13 protein-coding genes are annotated in these 13,801 nt (G+C 72.1%); 9 read left to right on the top strand and 4 right to left on the bottom strand.

What is annotated here, in order from left to right:
• Positions 1–15 precede the first annotated feature (15 nt).
• The gene (glgX, locus tag P2F65_RS15145; protein WP_275809459.1) at positions 16–2,154 is read right to left on the bottom strand and encodes a glycogen debranching protein GlgX; all 2,139 of its coding nucleotides are present in this window, start codon (positions 2,152–2,154) and stop codon (positions 16–18) included.
• Between the two features lie 35 nt (positions 2,155–2,189).
• Between glgX and P2F65_RS15140 the strand changes: the two genes are divergently transcribed.
• The 4 genes from P2F65_RS15140 to P2F65_RS15125 are packed head-to-tail and all read left to right on the top strand — an operon-like array spanning position 2,190 to position 5,070.
• Positions 2,190–2,678, top strand: a complete 489-nt coding sequence (locus P2F65_RS15140) for a hypothetical protein (RefSeq protein ID WP_275809456.1) — start codon at positions 2,190–2,192, stop codon at positions 2,676–2,678.
• Positions 2,675–3,454, top strand: a complete 780-nt coding sequence (locus tag P2F65_RS15135) for an enoyl-CoA hydratase-related protein (protein WP_275809453.1) — start codon at positions 2,675–2,677, stop codon at positions 3,452–3,454. The genes P2F65_RS15140 and P2F65_RS15135 overlap by 4 nt, the downstream gene beginning before the upstream one ends.
• Before the next feature lie 8 nt (positions 3,455–3,462).
• Positions 3,463–4,392, top strand: coding sequence for a class I SAM-dependent methyltransferase (locus P2F65_RS15130; RefSeq protein ID WP_275809450.1), 930 nt, complete (start codon positions 3,463–3,465; stop codon positions 4,390–4,392).
• A 21-nt stretch (positions 4,393–4,413) separates the two neighbouring features.
• Positions 4,414–5,070 (top strand): acyltransferase, encoded by a 657-nt coding sequence (locus P2F65_RS15125; protein ID WP_275809447.1) that lies wholly within the window; start codon positions 4,414–4,416, stop codon positions 5,068–5,070.
• Between the two features lie 135 nt (positions 5,071–5,205).
• On the opposite strand, the gene P2F65_RS15120 is transcribed toward P2F65_RS15125, so the two are convergent.
• A complete protein-coding gene (locus P2F65_RS15120) occupies positions 5,206–6,732 on the bottom strand; it encodes a 1,4-alpha-glucan branching protein domain-containing protein (RefSeq protein ID WP_275809444.1) in 1,527 nt (508 codons plus the stop codon).
• Between the two features lie 170 nt (positions 6,733–6,902).
• Between P2F65_RS15120 and P2F65_RS15115 the strand changes: the two genes are divergently transcribed.
• The 3 genes from P2F65_RS15115 to P2F65_RS15105 all read left to right on the top strand — a co-directional run bounded on the left by P2F65_RS15115 (position 6,903) and on the right by P2F65_RS15105 (position 9,200).
• The gene (locus tag P2F65_RS15115) at positions 6,903–7,265 is read left to right on the top strand and encodes a hypothetical protein (RefSeq protein ID WP_275809441.1); all 363 of its coding nucleotides are present in this window, start codon (positions 6,903–6,905) and stop codon (positions 7,263–7,265) included.
• A gap of 162 nt (positions 7,266–7,427) precedes the next feature.
• Positions 7,428–8,210 (top strand): electron transfer flavoprotein subunit beta/FixA family protein, encoded by a 783-nt coding sequence (locus tag P2F65_RS15110; protein ID WP_275809438.1) that lies wholly within the window; start codon positions 7,428–7,430, stop codon positions 8,208–8,210.
• A gap of 30 nt (positions 8,211–8,240) precedes the next feature.
• Positions 8,241–9,200 (top strand): electron transfer flavoprotein subunit alpha/FixB family protein, encoded by a 960-nt coding sequence (locus tag P2F65_RS15105; protein ID WP_275809435.1) that lies wholly within the window; start codon positions 8,241–8,243, stop codon positions 9,198–9,200.
• 141 nt (positions 9,201–9,341) lie between these two features.
• Here the strand turns inward: P2F65_RS15105 and P2F65_RS15100 are convergent, their stop codons facing one another.
• A complete protein-coding gene (locus P2F65_RS15100) occupies positions 9,342–9,653 on the bottom strand; it encodes a hypothetical protein (RefSeq protein ID WP_275809432.1) in 312 nt (103 codons plus the stop codon).
• A gap of 148 nt (positions 9,654–9,801) precedes the next feature.
• On the bottom strand, positions 9,802–11,292 hold the full coding sequence (locus P2F65_RS15095; RefSeq protein WP_275809428.1) for a S8 family serine peptidase: 1,491 nt from the start codon (positions 11,290–11,292) through the stop codon (positions 9,802–9,804).
• A 186-nt stretch (positions 11,293–11,478) separates the two neighbouring features.
• Between P2F65_RS15095 and P2F65_RS15090 the strand changes: the two genes are divergently transcribed.
• Together P2F65_RS15090 and mnmA are read left to right on the top strand one after the other, a co-directional pair.
• Entirely contained in the window at positions 11,479–12,666 is a 1,188-nt protein-coding gene (locus P2F65_RS15090) for a cysteine desulfurase family protein (RefSeq protein ID WP_275809425.1), read from the top strand.
• Complete coding sequence (mnmA, locus tag P2F65_RS15085; RefSeq protein ID WP_275809422.1) at positions 12,666–13,751, top strand: tRNA 2-thiouridine(34) synthase MnmA; 1,086 nt, start codon at positions 12,666–12,668, stop codon at positions 13,749–13,751. Before P2F65_RS15090 ends, mnmA begins: the two co-directional genes overlap by 1 nt.
• Positions 13,752–13,801: the final 50 nt, after the last annotated feature.

Here is a 13,801-nt window from a genome sequence, read left to right as displayed (position 1 = left end):
CCGCCCGGGCAGGGGTCAGGTGGGGTCCGCGGCGCGGTAGACCTGCAGGCTCGCCGCGGTCACGGGGACCGCTCCCGGCGGAGTCGGCGTGCCGGGTGCCTCTGGGCGCTCGAGCGCGCTGTCCCACACGAGCTCGTAGGCCGTGAGCCCGGGCACGTCGGGCAGGCGCACCTTGGTGTCCTCGGGCCCACCGTGCATGACGACGAGCACGGAGCGGTGGCCGATCCAGGCGCCGTTGAGCAGCATCTGCAGGGTGCGGGTGGCGCGGTCCTCCCACGCAGGTCCGCGCATCGGGTCGCCCTCGGCGTCGAACCACGCCAGGTCGGTCGATCCGTCCTCGTGCACCTCGCGACCGGTGAAGAACGTGCGCTGGCGCAGGGCCGGGTACTCACGCCGCAGCCGTGACAGGAACGCGGTGGTCGCGAGCAGGTCCTCCTGCCACGGGGCGAGGTCCCATTCGACCCACGAGATGGCGTTGTCCTGGCAGTAGGCGTTGTTGTTGCCGCCCTGCGTACGGCCCAGCTCGTCGCCGCCGCCCAGCATCGGGACCCCGGTGGCCAGCAGCGTCGTGGCCATCAGGTTGCGCATCGAGCGGCGCCGCACCGCCTCCAGGGCCTCGCAGGGGCCCTCGGTGCCGTGGTTCCACGACCGGTTGTCGCCGTGGCCGTCGTGGTTGTGCTCCCCGTTGGCCTCGTTGTGCTTGACGTCGTAGCGGGTCAGGTCGGCGAGGGTGAACCCGTCGTGGGCCGTGACGAAGTTGACCGAGGCGGTCGGTGCCCGGTCCCGGGCTCCGAAGAGGTCCTGTGACCCCGCCATGCGCGTTGCCAGCTCCTGGACCCCGTGGCCCTGGTGGCCGGCCTTGACCGCCGCCACGTCCTGGAGCCAGAACGTGCGGGCGGTGTCGCGGAACCGGTCGTTCCACTCGGAGAACGGCGGCGGGAACTGGCCGGTGCGCCAGCCGTGCAGGCCGACGTCCCACGGCTCGGCGATGAGCTTGACCCGGGACAGCACCGGGTCGGTGCGCAGGGCGACGAGGAAGGGGTGGTCGGGGTCGTAGTCGTCGTTCCGAAGGCGGCCAAGGGCGACGGCGAGGTCGAAGCGGAAGCCGTCGACGTGGCACTCCTGCACCCAGTAGCGCAGCGAGTCGAGCACCATCCGGCAGACCATGGCGTGCCGCAGGTCCAGGGTGTTGCCGCAGCCAGTGACGTCGACGTCGTGCCCGCGCTCGTCGAGCCGGTAGTAGGCGCGGTTGTCCAGGCCCCGCCACGACAGGGTCGCGCCGCGCCGGGACTGCTCCGCCGTGTGGTTGTAGACCACGTCGAGGATGACCTCGATGCCGGCGGCGTGGAACGCCTTGACCATGCCCTTGAACTCGTCGAGCACCCGCTGCGGCTCGCTGGCCGCGGCGTAGGCGGCGTGGGGGGCGAAGAACCCGAGGGTGTTGTACCCCCAGTAGTTCGTCGCACCGCGCCGGGCGAGCTCCGGCTCCGTGGTGAAGGCGTGCACAGGCAGCAGTTCCACCGCGGTGGCGCCGAGGTCCGCGAGGTGACGCAGCACCGCGGGGTGGCACATCCCGGCATACGTGCCCCGAAGGGGCTCGGGTACCTCGGGGTGCAGCCGGGTGAGGCTGCGGACGTGCGTCTCGTAGATGACCGAGTCCGCCGGCGAGTGGTTGGGGCGGACGTCGTCGCCCCAGTCGAAATGGTCCTCGACGACCACGCAGCGGGGCACGAAGGCGGCGCTGTCGTCGGTGCCCGGCACCTCGTCGTCGCCGGTGAGCGAGCCGTCGACGCGGTGGCCGAAGACCGGCGGCAGCCACACGACGTCGCCCTCGATGGCGCGGGCGTAGGGGTCGAGGAGCAGCTTGGCGCTGTTGTAGCGCAGACCCTCGGAGGGGTCCCACGGGCCGTCTGCGCGCAGGGCGTAGCGCTGGCCCGGGCGGACCCCCTCGAGGAAGCCGTGCCAGATGCCGTGGACGTGCTCGGTGAGGGGGATCCGGCGCTCGGTGACGCCGTCGAAGTCGCCCTCCTCGAAGAGGCAGACCTGCACGGAGGTGGCGTGCCCCGCGTAGACCGCGAACTCGGCGCCGCCGTCGACCAGCGTCATGCCCAGAGGCGGCGGGAGATGGCGCACGGGGCGTGGGGGGTGCGACATGGCCCTCAGCCTAGGCAGTGGTTACGGTTGCACCTATGACCGATCCCACCTCGCTGCCGAACTTCCCCCCGCCGCCGGACGAGCACCCGCTCCGGGGCCGCGTCCTCGACGTGCTCATCGACCAGGGGCTGAACCCGGACATCGACTCCGACGGCGACGTGGCCTTCACGGTCCAGGACCAGCAGCTGTTCGTCCGCTGCACCGAGGGCGACTTCCAGATCATGCGCGTCTTCGGCCAGTGGGCGATCGGTGACGCCGTGCCGTCCGACCCGCTGCTGCGCCTGCAGACCTGCAACGACATCACCCTGCAGCTCAACATCGTCAAGACCGGCATCGCCAACGGCACGCTCGTCGTCACGGGCGAGCACGTCGTCAGCCCCGAGTCCGACCTCACCGCCCTGGTCGGCGTGACGATCCAGCTGGTCCTGGCCGGCGTGCAGATGTGGCACGAGCGCATCCTCGGCGGCGGCGAGGGTGGTGGCCCCGGCTCCGGCCAGCCGGCGCCGGAGGGCGACCCCGCATGAGCGAGCTGCTGTCGGTCGAGGTCGACGGCGGCATCGCCACCATCCTCCTCAAGCGACCGCCGATGAACGCGCTCAACGTGGAGATCCAGGAGGCCCTCCGCGAGGCGGCCCGAGAGGTCACCGAGCGTCGCGACATCAGCGCAGCAATCGTCTACGGCGGCGAGAAGGTCTTCGCCGCCGGCGCCGACATCAAGGAGATGGAGACCATGTCGTACCCCGACATGGTCTTCCACTCCCGCCGGCTGCAGTCCGCGTTCGCCGCGGTCGCCCGCATCCCCAAGCCCACGGTGGCGGCCATCACCGGCTACGCCCTCGGCGGTGGTTGCGAGCTGGCCCTCACGTGTGACTTCCGCGTGGCCGCCCGCAACGCCAAGCTCGGTCAGCCCGAGATCCTGCTCGGCGTCATCCCGGGTGCAGGCGGCACCCAGCGCCTGTCGCGTGTCGTCGGACCGGCAAAGGCCAAGGACCTCGTCTTCTCCGGCCGGTTCGTCTCCGCCGACGAGGCGCTCGCGATGGGCCTGGTCGACGAGGTGGTCGAGGCCGACGACGTGTATGCCGCCGCGCGGGCCCGCGTCGAGCAGTACGTCGGGGGGCCCGCGCTCGCCCTGCGGGCGGCCAAGGAGGCCATCGACCGGGGGCTCGAGGTCGACCTCGACACCGGCCTCGAGATCGAGAGCATGCAGTTCGCCTCCCTGTTCGCCACGAAGGACCGGGAAATCGGCATGCGGTCCTTCGTCGAGAACGGGCCGGGCAAGGCGAAGTTCGAGGGCGCCTAGCGATGGGTGTGTCGGCGGCTGAGGTCAGCAGGGCCTACGAGGACAACAAGCTCGCGCAGGTGCTCTACCACGACTGGGAGGCGCGGACCTACGACGAGAAGTGGTCGATCTCCTTCGACGAGCGCTGCATCGACTACGCCCGTGACCGCTTCGAGGCGGTCGTGGGCGAGCTCCCGTCGGCGCCGTACGGCACCGCCCTCGAGCTCGGCGCAGGCACCGGCTTCTTCTCGCTGAACCTGCGCCAGGCCGGCATCCTCGACGAGGTGCACGTCACCGACCTCTCGCCCGGCATGGTGGAGGCCGCGAAGGCGAACGCCGAGAAGCTGGGTTTCAGCGTCGAGGGCCGTGTCGCCGACGCCGAGCGGATTCCCTACGACGACGACACCTTCGACATCGTCGTGGGGCACGCCGTCATCCACCACGTCCCTGACGTGGAGCAGGCGCTGCGTGAGGTCCTCCGCGTGCTCAAGCCCGGCGGTCGCTTCGTCATCGCCGGGGAGCCGACGCGGGTGGGGGACTGGTACGCGAGGCGCCTCGGTCGCCTGACGTGGAAGGCCACCACCGCCGCCACGCACCTCCCGCCGCTGCGCGGGAAGTGGGCCAGGGAGCGTGAGCAGCTCGACGCGTCGTCCCGCGCCGCCGCGCTCGAGGCCGTCGTCGACCTGCACACGTTCGACCCGGCCGCACTCAGCCGCACGGCGCTGCGCGCCGGCGCCGTCGACGTGCGCACGCAGACCGAGGAGCTGACGGCCGCGCTCTTCGGATGGCCGGTGCGCACCTTCGAGGCAGCCGTGAGGCCGGGAGCGCTCGGGTGGAGCTGGGCGATGTTCGCCTACGGGTCCTGGAAGCGCCTCTCGGCGCTCGACCGCCTGCTGTCCACGGTGGTCCCCGAGCAGCTCTACTACAACGTCGGCATCACCGGCGTGAAGCCCGGCTGACACGGGTCCGTGGCTGTGACCATGGCCGGGGCTGCCGACGTCTCGCCGCGCGACCACGACGAGCCGCGCCGGCCCTCTGCCCGGCTGCCGCGCCCGGCGGCCTGGCTGCGCTGGGTGGGCTGGGCGCTGTCCAACCGCGCCTACACGAGGCACCACCTGGCGAGCTACCTGCGCATGGCGCGGGCCAGCCTTCGCTACCCGTCGCTGCGGTTCGAAGGGCCGGTCTTCATCGGTCCCGACGTCCGTTTCGAGGTGCGGGAGGGCTACGCCCGCATCATCGTCGGCGCCTACACCCACGTCGGCGCCCATGCCCGCATCCGGGCGCACGAGGGCACCCTGCGCATCGGGTCCAAGTCCGTGATCGGCATCCGCAACACCATCAACTGCTGGCTCGACATCGATGTCGGCCGCGCCTGCCTGTTCGGCGACGACGTCTACATCTGCGACTTCGACCACAAGACGGAGTCCCTCGAGCAGCCCATCAAGGACCAGGGCATCGTGAAGTCGCCCGTGCGCATCGGCGATGACGTCTGGCTGGGCACCAAGGTCGTCGTCACCCGGGGGACCGACCTCGGCGCCCAGTCGGTGGTGGCCGCCTCAGCCGTGGCGCGCGGGGTCTACCCGCCGCGGTCCATCGTGGCGGGCGTGCCGGGGAAGGTCGTCAGGACCCGCACCTGAGCTCCGGCCCTGGTGGGGGCGCGAGGTTCGCCCAACCTTCCCCGCCGGGGCGAACCTTCGGCCCCGACCGCAAGGTTGGGCGAACCTTGCTGCGGGGGCGGCAGGGGCGGCAGGCGGCCGTGTGGGAGGTCGACCTCAGCTGGCGAGGGTGCGGACGTCGAGCGCCGGGAAGGTGCGGTCGGCACCGGCCTGCCGCCCCGCCTCCGCCAGTGCCTCCTCGTGCCGGCCTGCCAGGACGAGGTCGGCCAGGGTGTGCACGTCACGGGCGTGCTGCGCCGCCCGGCGTCGGGCGTAGTCGACCGACTGGCCGCGCGTCACGAGGAAGGCCCAGTCGCTGGAGAGGGCGTTGAACAAGGTGCAGGCGAGCTGGTCGAGGTCGGGGCGGCGCTGGCGCAGGCGGCCCGCGGCCCGCTCGGCCTCCAGCACCTGCAGCCACCGCCGCTGCAGGTGCTCGTTCTCCGCGGCGATGTCTGCCACGGCAGGGTTGTCCCAGACCGAGAAGTCCTTGCCGGCGCCCCATGACCCCGGCCCCAGCTCGAGCTCAGCGGCGACGTGGCCCTCGGCGACGGCCTTCTCGACCGTGGTCACCGTCACGCCGGCCCGGCGCAGGGCCCGGACCGCACGGCCCAGGAACACCGGCCCCTCGTGCCACCAGTGCCCGAACAGCTCGGTGTCGTATGCCGCCACGACCAGCCCCGGGCGACCCCCGTGGTCCACGTGGCCCAGCAGGCGCGCCCGCACGGCGTCGACGAAGTGGGCCACGTCGCGGTCGACCTGCGCGTCGGCCCCGGCCGGGTCGTAGGGCCGCTTGTGGGCTCGGTCCACTCCGTGCCCGGTGACCGACCACAGCCGGATCCCGGTGTACTCCTCGCGGGCGTGGAAGTCGCGGTAGGGCCCCGACGCCGGGTAGCCGCTGCGCGAGGACCAGATGAGGTCGGTGACCGACAGGTCGCGCGGAATGGCGACGAGGTCGGTGCCCTTCACCCGCCAGGCCGCCCCGGGGTGGCCGCCGGCGTCGCGCACGGTCTGCTCGTCGACGACGAAGTGCCGGACGCCGGCCCGGTGCAGCACGGGCGCGAGCTCGGGGGAGAAGCCGCACTCCGGCGACCAGATCCCTCCCGGCCGCTGTCCCAGTCGCCACAGCGAGTCCGCGAGCCCCGCCTCGAGCGCCTGCTCGGCCACCTCGGACAGGAGCAGGGGCAAGAAGGGATGGGCTGCGGGCCCGCCCAGCAGCTCCACGACCCCGGCGTCCCGCAGGGACCTCAGGACGGGCGACCCGCCCCCGGCCCACCGCGACGCGAGAAGCTCGCACGTCCTCGCGGCGGCGTGGTACTCGTAGGCGGCCATGGCCCGTCGGTGCGGGTCGGCGTCGAAGCCCATCTCGCGGGCACGCATCTCCCACAGGCCCGCCCACGTCGCGACGTCACTCAGCATCCGCGGGTGGTCCAGCTGCGCGGTGAGCACCGGGGTGACACCCAGGGTCAGCACGTCGCGGTGCCCCTCGGCCGCGAGGGCGTCGAGCTCGGCGACGAGCGGCACGTAGGACTCGCCCCACGCCTGGTGCAGCCACTCCTCGCCCAGGGGCCACACCCCGTGGCCGGGCAGCCACGGCAGGTGCGAGTGCAGGACCAGGCAGAAGGCCCCGGGCACGGCTGAAGTCACAAGGGGCAAGTCTGCCGCACGCCACACACTGCGACACCCGCCTCGTGGGCCGGCGACAGCCGCGCACCCGGATACGGCCCGCGCTGAGGCCCTTCGGCTCTGGGGCACCTGCAACCGGGGGCGGACGCTGGTGCTGCAGGGAGAAGAGTCACGCAGGTGAGGTGAGTTCGATGACAGCGAGTCCTCTTCCCGGGCCCACGAACCCGACGGCCGGCCCGCGGCACGCATCGGCCGGGTTGGGGCGTGCAGCTGTCGTCGTGGCCGCCGTGGCGGCGGCCGTGCTGGTCCTCTCCTACACCATCTTCTTTGTCGCGCTGGCCGTCGGCGGTGACGCGGCCATCTCCGACACCTTCGTCGGTTACCAGGCCGGAGTCGCACTGCTCGGTGGCCTGGCGGCATCCCTCGTGGCGTTCCTCATGGGCATCGTCGCGAAGCTGAGGCACGAGGCCCGCAGGTTCCTGTGGCTGCCGCTCGCGCTCTTCCCGGTGCTGCTCGCCCTCGTGGTGCTCGTCGAGGTCTTCTGGATGGAGTAGCGCGGCCAAGCCCTGACCACGAGCGTGACGCACGGCACGCTCGTGGTCACGCGTGTTGAGCGTCACGCGACGGCGGCATGCCGAAACCACAGGTCCCCTGTAAGGATGGTCGGCGACCAAGCACCACCCGTTCATCCCTCACATGGAAGAGGACGATCACGCATGAACATCGTCGTCTGCGTCAAGTACGTGCCGGACGCACAGTCCGAGCGCACGTTCAACGAGTCGGACAACACCACTGACCGCGTGGGTGTCGACGGCCTGCTCTCCGAGCTCGACGAGTACGCCGTCGAGGAGGCCCTCAAGATCGTCGAGGCCGGCGAGGGCGAGGTCACCGTGCTGACCGTCGGACCGGACCAGGCCGCCGACGCCGTGAAGAAGGCCCTCCAGATGGGCGCCCACAAGGGCGTGCACGTCAACGACGAGGCCATCCACGGCTCCGACTCCGTCGCCACCTCGCTCGTGCTGGCCGAGGCCGTCAAGAAGATCGGCGACGCCGACCTCGTCCTGACGGGCATGGCCTCCACCGACGGCACCATGAGCGTGGTCCCGGCGATGCTCGCCGAGCGCCTCGGCCTTCCGCAGGTGACCTTCGCCTCCGAGCTGAGCATCGACGCGGGCCAGGTGACCATCCGTCGTGACGGCGACGCCGCCTCCGAGACCATCGTCGCCTCGCTGCCGGCCCTGGTGTCGGTGACCGACCAGATCAACGAGCCGCGCTACCCCTCGTTCAAGGGGATCATGGCCGCCAAGAAGAAGCCGGTCGAGACCTGGAGCCTGGCCGACCTCGGCATCGACGCCTCGCAGGTCGGCCTCGACGCGGCCTGGACCAAGGTCGAGTCGTTCACCAAGCGTCCCCCGCGCGAGCAGGGCCAGATCGTCACCGACGAGGGTGACGGCGGCACGAAGCTCGCCGAGTTCCTGTCCGCGCAGAAGTTCATCTGAGCCGGCCAGAGAGAAGAGAGGTACACAGACATGGCTGAAGTTCTCGTCCTGGTCGACCACGCCAACGGGACCGTCCGCAAGACGACCTCCGAGCTGCTGACCATCGCCCGCCGCCTCGGCGAGCCCTCCGCCGTCTTCATCGGCGACGGCTTCGAGGCCGCCAAGGAGACGTTGGCCCGCTACGGCGCCGAAAAGGTCTACCGCATCGAGTCCGCCGACGTCACCGACCACCTCGTCGCGCCGCAGGCCGAGGTGCTCGCCCAGCTCGTCGAGAAGACCTCGCCCGCCGCCGTGCTCATCCCGAGCAACAGCGCCGGCAAGGAGGTGGCCGCCCGCCTGGCCATCAAGACCGGGTCGGGCCTGATCACCGACGCCGTCGACGTGCAGGCGGGGGAGGGCGGTGGCGTCTCCACCACCCAGTCCGTCTTCGCCGGCTCCTACACGGTCAAGGCCACCGTCACCAAGGGCACCCCGATCGTCACCGTGAAGCCGAACTCGGCCGCCCCCGAGGAGGCCGCCGGTGCGGCCGCCGACGAGGTCGTCGAGGTGAGCATCTCCGACGCCGCGAAGGCCGCGAGGATCACCGAGTCCAAGCCCAAGGAGGCCACCGGCCGTCCCGAGCTCACCGAGGCCGCGATCGTGGTCTCCGGTGGCCGTGGCACCGGCGGTGACTTCTCCAAGGTCGAGGACTTCGCCGACTCCCTCGGCGCTGCTGTGGGCGCCTCGCGTGCCGCGGTCGACGCCGGCTGGTACCCGCACACCAGCCAGGTCGGCCAGACCGGCAAGCAGGTCTCCCCGCAGCTGTACGTCGCGTGCGGCATCTCCGGTGCCATCCAGCACCGGGCCGGTATGCAGACGTCCAAGACGATCGTCGCCATCAACAAGGACGAGGAGGCGCCGATCTTCGAGCTCGTCGACTTCGGCGTCGTCGGCGACCTGTTCTCGGTGCTGCCGCAGGCCACCGAGGCCGTCAAGGCCGCACGGGGTTGATGACGCAGCGCTGACCGGCCCGCACACCGAACGAGCCCCCGTATGCCGCCGACGCGGCATACGGGGGCTCCTCGCGTCGGCGCCCGGGCCCACGTCGGCCCACCAGCGGGGCTGGGGGTGCTTCGCGCCGCCGATGGATCGCTAGAACACCAGGTCGAGCACGGGCGCGTTCAGCACCGTCGCGAGGCCCAGCACGACCACGGGGTAGACGGCGAGGGGCACCCGCACCGGCAACCGTCGGGCGACCAGCGCCATCACCCCGCCGCACAGCAGGAGCGGGCCGATGTAGGTGAGTGCGGTGTAGGGGCGGTTCAGGACCAGCAGGACGAGCACCACCCCCACCCAGAGCGCCGCGGCGCTGACGAGGGCGTTGCGCCAGGCCAGCGGGTTCACGGAGCCAGGTGCGGTGACGGGTGCTGTGACGGGTGCTGCGACGGCCGGATCTGCTGCCATGGTTCCCCCTTGGGTGGCCGGGTCCTACTCAGGCTAGGACGGGTGTGCCGCCGTCGCGCGTCATGCGACCGGGACACGCAGAGCGGCCCCGGACGATCTCGTCCGGGGCCGCCTTGCCGTGGACGGGGCCAGGAGTGGCTCGGGGGCCTCAGCGGCGCTTCCGCTTGGCCGAGGAGGTCGAGGCCGTGCCCCTCACCGCGGTGGCCGCGGCCACGACGTCGACGAGGCCGTGGCCCTTGTCGAAGGAGGTCGTCCCGTTGGGGTCGCCACCCTCGTAGGGGGCGCCGTCGGTGAACTTGTAGGCCGTGGACTCGATGGCCGCCTCGATCTGGGCCGGGGTCGCCCCGGGGTTGGCCTGGAACAGCTGCGCGACGATGCCGGAGATGTGGGGCGTCGCCATCGAGGTACCGCTGATGGTGTTGTAGTCGCCCCCCTCCTGCGGGTCGAGGCCGGTGGAGCAGATCGGCATGGTGATCCGGCACGAGGAGGTGATGTCCTCACCCGGGGCCGAGATGTCGGGGTAGGTCGCGAGGTCGCCCTCCTTGCCGCGGGAGGAGAAGTCCGACACCACGCCGTCGCGGGTGCCGGTGTTCTGGTCGAAGTAGGAAGCCACGCTGATGATGCCGGGGGTCGGGTCCATGCCGGGCGGGTTGGACATGCTCTCGGAGCCGTCGCCGCCGTCGTTGCCGTTGGCCCAGACCGTGACCACGCCCTCCTTCACCAGCTCACGCTGCAGCTTGACCGTGGCCGAGTTCGCGTCGAACTCACCGCCACCGCTCGGGCCGTAGGAGTTCGAGGTCACCTTGATCGGCGGGCACTGCGCTGCCGGGACCCCCTCGCCACAGGGTGCGTCGTGGTTCTCGAGCACCCAGTTGAGGGCCGCGTCGGCCCCGACGATGAAGAGCACCGCGCCCGTGCTGAGGCTGACCAGGTTGGCGCCCGGGGCGGCGCCGTGCATCTTCGTGCCGTCCGAGAGCGTGACGTCACGGCCGGCAACCGTGCCGTTCACGTGCATGCCGTGCCCGCCGGCGGCGGTGGTGTCGGTGTCGAGCGACCCGGCGTCCTGCACGGTGCAGGCCGTCTCGGTCAGGGGTTCGCAGACCACCTTCATGTTCTTCACCACTGCCGACGAGCCGTCCTCGTTGGCCAGGAAGGGGTGGCTGGGATCCACACCGGAGTCGATGACGGCGACGGAGACACCCTTGCCGTCGAGGGAGGTGCCGTCCGCACCGGTGAGCGTGGTGCGGGCCTCGGCGCCCCGGGTCGCGGTGTTCGACGTGGCCATGGAGAGCTCGATGGGCTGGTTGCCCTCGACGTAGGTGACCCCGGGCTGGCTGCGGACCAGCTCGACCTGCGCGGGCAGACCCGTCGCCACGACCACGCCGATGCGGTCGAAGGTCGTCCTGGTCGTGAGGCCCGCCGCGCGCACGGCGTCCTTCGCGGCGGCGAGGTCCGTGCCGTGCACGAGCACCGTGGTGGGGGAGGCTGCGCCCAGCACGTCCAGCTGCTGGGCCAGCCAGGGCTGGACCGGGGCAAGCGCGCTGCCGCCGGGCAGCACGGAGCCTGACGCGGGGGCCGCCAGGGCCAGGAGGGTCAGGCCGGCGGCCGCGACGGCGGCGGGTCTCTTCACGGTGCGCATGGGTTCCTCTCGGGGACGGGGCGGCGACGGTGCCGCTCACTCCCACGGCCAACGAGACCCACGCACGGCGGGTTACGGCCTCCACCGTCAAGGAACGGTCAGCGTCGGCGGACGAGCAGTCGGGCGGTGCGGTCCCGCAGCTTCGCGCCACGTCGGGCGTCGGGGGCCGCCACGTAGACTTTGCGGGTGACTGCCTACCTCGACCACGCCGCCACGACGCCGATGCTGCCGTCGGCAGTCGCGGCCATGGCCGAGCAGCTCGCCGTCACGGGCAACGCCTCGTCCCTGCACACCGCCGGCCGGGCTGCGCGCAGGGTGGTGGAGGAGTCCAGGGAGCGGCTCGCGAGGGCGATCGGCGCCCGCCCGTCGGAGGTCGTCTTCACCTCGGGGGGGACGGAGTCCGACAACCTCGCCGTCAAGGGCGCCTACCTCGCCCGTCGCGACCAGGACCCTGCCTGCACCAGGCTCGTCGTGAGCGGCGTCGAGCACCACGCCGTGCTCGACTGCGTGGAGCACCTCGTCGCGCGCGAGGGCGCCACGGTCACCTGGGTCGAGCCCGACCCGCTGGGGGTCATCAGCGCCGACGCCGTCCGTGCCGCCATCGCGGAGGACCCCGACACGGTCGCGCTCGTCAGCGTGATGTGGGCCAACAACGAGGTCGGCACGGTGCAGCCGGTGCGCGAGATCGCCCGGGTCGCCCACGCGCACGGCATACCGGTGCACAGCGACGCCGTCCAGGCGCTCGGACACCTCCCGGTCGACTTCGCCGGCAGCGACCTCGACCTCATGACCATCACGGGGCACAAGGTCGGCGGACCGCTCGGAGTGGGTGCCCTCGTCGTCAAGCGCAGCATGCGGTTGGTGGCGCAGAGCCACGGCGGAGGCCAGGAGCGGCACGTCCGCAGCGGCACGCTCGACGCACCCGCCATCCGCGGGTTCGCCGTCGCCGTCGAGGAGGCCGTAGCCCGCTTGGAGGAGGAGTCGGCCCGCGTCGTCGACCTGCGCGACCGCCTGATCAGCTCCGCCCTCGACCTCGGCTACGGGATCACGGTGAGCGGCGCCTGGGAGCCTGGCGACCGCACGCGGCGCCTTCCCGGCAACGCGCACCTCCTCGTGCCCGGTTGCGAGGGTGACTCCCTGCTCTACCTGCTCGACGCCGCAGGCGTCGAGTGCTCCACGGGCTCGGCGTGCCAGGCCGGCGTCCCGCAGCCCAGCCACGTGCTGCTCGCCATGGGGGTCCCCGAGCAGGAGGCGCGCGGCGCCCTGCGGCTGACGCTCGGCCACACGTCGAGCGACGCCGACGTCGACGCGGTCCTCGCGGCACTGCCGGGTGCGGTGGAACGGGCCCGGCGGGCTGCAGGGGTGGCGAGCTGATGCGCGTCGTCGCCGCGATGAGCGGCGGAGTGGACTCGGCCGTCGCTGCGGCCAGGATGCTCGAGACCGGCCACGAGGTCGTCGGCGTGCACCTGGCGCTGTCGCAGAGCGCAGCCACGCTGCGGGAGAGCGCTCGGGGGTGCTGCACGATCGAGGACGCAGGCGACGCCCGACGCGTGGCCGACGTGCTCGGAATCCCGTTCTACGTCTGGGACATGGCAGCCCGGTTCAGGCGCGACGTCGTCGAGGACTTCGTCGCCGAGTACTCCGCTGGCCGCACGCCGAACCCCTGCCTGCGCTGCAACGAGAAGATCAAGTTCGCAGCCCTCCTCGACAAGGCGCTCGCCCTGGGGTTCGACGCCGTGGCCACGGGCCACTACGCCCAGGTGGTCGAGCGGCCCGGCGGGGGCCGCGAGCTGCACCGGGCCGTCGACCGCGCCAAGGACCAGTCCTACGTGCTCGGGGTGCTGAGCGCCGATCAGCTGGCCCGCTCGTTCTTCCCCCTCGGTGACACGACCAAGCCGCAGATCCGCGCCGAGGCGAAGGAGCGCGGCTTCTACGTCGCCTCGAAGCCCGACTCTCACGACATCTGCTTCATCGCCGACGGCGACACCCGCGGGTGGCTCACCGAGCGGCTCGGCGAGCAGCCGGGGGACATCGTCGACGCGGAGTCGGGCCAGGTCGTCGGCGCCCACGCCGGGGCCTACGGCTACACGGTGGGCCAGCGCCGCGGGCTCGGCCTTCCCAGGCACAGCCAGGACGGGCGGCCCCGCTACGTCGTCGACGTCGACGCGCGCACCAACACCGTCGTGGTCGGCACCGCCGACCTGCTCGGCGTCAACGCCGTCACCGGCGACCACGCCCGCTGGTGCGGCCCGGCGCCCGAGGGCGTCATCGAGGTGGGGGCGCAGTTGCGCGCCCACGGCGAGGAGGTCCCGGCCACGGCCTGGGCCGACGGTGACCGCGTCGAGGTGCGGCTCGCCGAGCGGATTCGCGGCGTGGCCCCCGGGCAGTCCGTGGTCCTCTACGAGGGCACGCGAGTGGTGGGCTCCGCGACGATCAGGTCGGCCTCACTGCAGCGCTGACCGGTCGGTCTGTCTGTCGGAGCTGTCCGGGCCGCCGTCCGGGCCGGCGC

Origin of the sequence: Knoellia sp. p5-6-4, assembly GCF_029222705.1 — a bacterium.
Taxonomy (GTDB): domain Bacteria; phylum Actinomycetota; class Actinomycetes; order Actinomycetales; family Dermatophilaceae; genus Pedococcus_A.
This window is presented reverse-complemented; position numbering and strand designations above follow the sequence as displayed.

Excerpts from the sequence above, each read along its gene's own strand:
- P2F65_RS15125 (WP_275809447.1), top strand. The coding sequence starts at position 4,414 with ATGGCCGGGGCTGCCGACGTCTCGCCGCGCGACCACGACGAGCCGCGC.
- P2F65_RS15095 (WP_275809428.1), bottom strand. The coding sequence starts at position 11,292 with ATGCGCACCGTGAAGAGACCCGCCGCCGTCGCGGCCGCCGGCCTGACC.
- glgX (WP_275809459.1), bottom strand. The coding sequence starts at position 2,154 with ATGTCGCACCCCCCACGCCCCGTGCGCCATCTCCCGCCGCCTCTGGGC.
- mnmA (WP_275809422.1), top strand. The coding sequence starts at position 12,666 with ATGCGCGTCGTCGCCGCGATGAGCGGCGGAGTGGACTCGGCCGTCGCT.
- P2F65_RS15140 (WP_275809456.1), top strand. The coding sequence starts at position 2,190 with ATGACCGATCCCACCTCGCTGCCGAACTTCCCCCCGCCGCCGGACGAG.
- P2F65_RS15105 (WP_275809435.1), top strand. The coding sequence starts at position 8,241 with ATGGCTGAAGTTCTCGTCCTGGTCGACCACGCCAACGGGACCGTCCGC.
- P2F65_RS15115 (WP_275809441.1), top strand. The coding sequence starts at position 6,903 with ATGACAGCGAGTCCTCTTCCCGGGCCCACGAACCCGACGGCCGGCCCG.
- P2F65_RS15100 (WP_275809432.1), bottom strand. The coding sequence starts at position 9,653 with ATGGCAGCAGATCCGGCCGTCGCAGCACCCGTCACAGCACCCGTCACC.
- P2F65_RS15135 (WP_275809453.1), top strand. The coding sequence starts at position 2,675 with ATGAGCGAGCTGCTGTCGGTCGAGGTCGACGGCGGCATCGCCACCATC.
- P2F65_RS15110 (WP_275809438.1), top strand. The coding sequence starts at position 7,428 with ATGAACATCGTCGTCTGCGTCAAGTACGTGCCGGACGCACAGTCCGAG.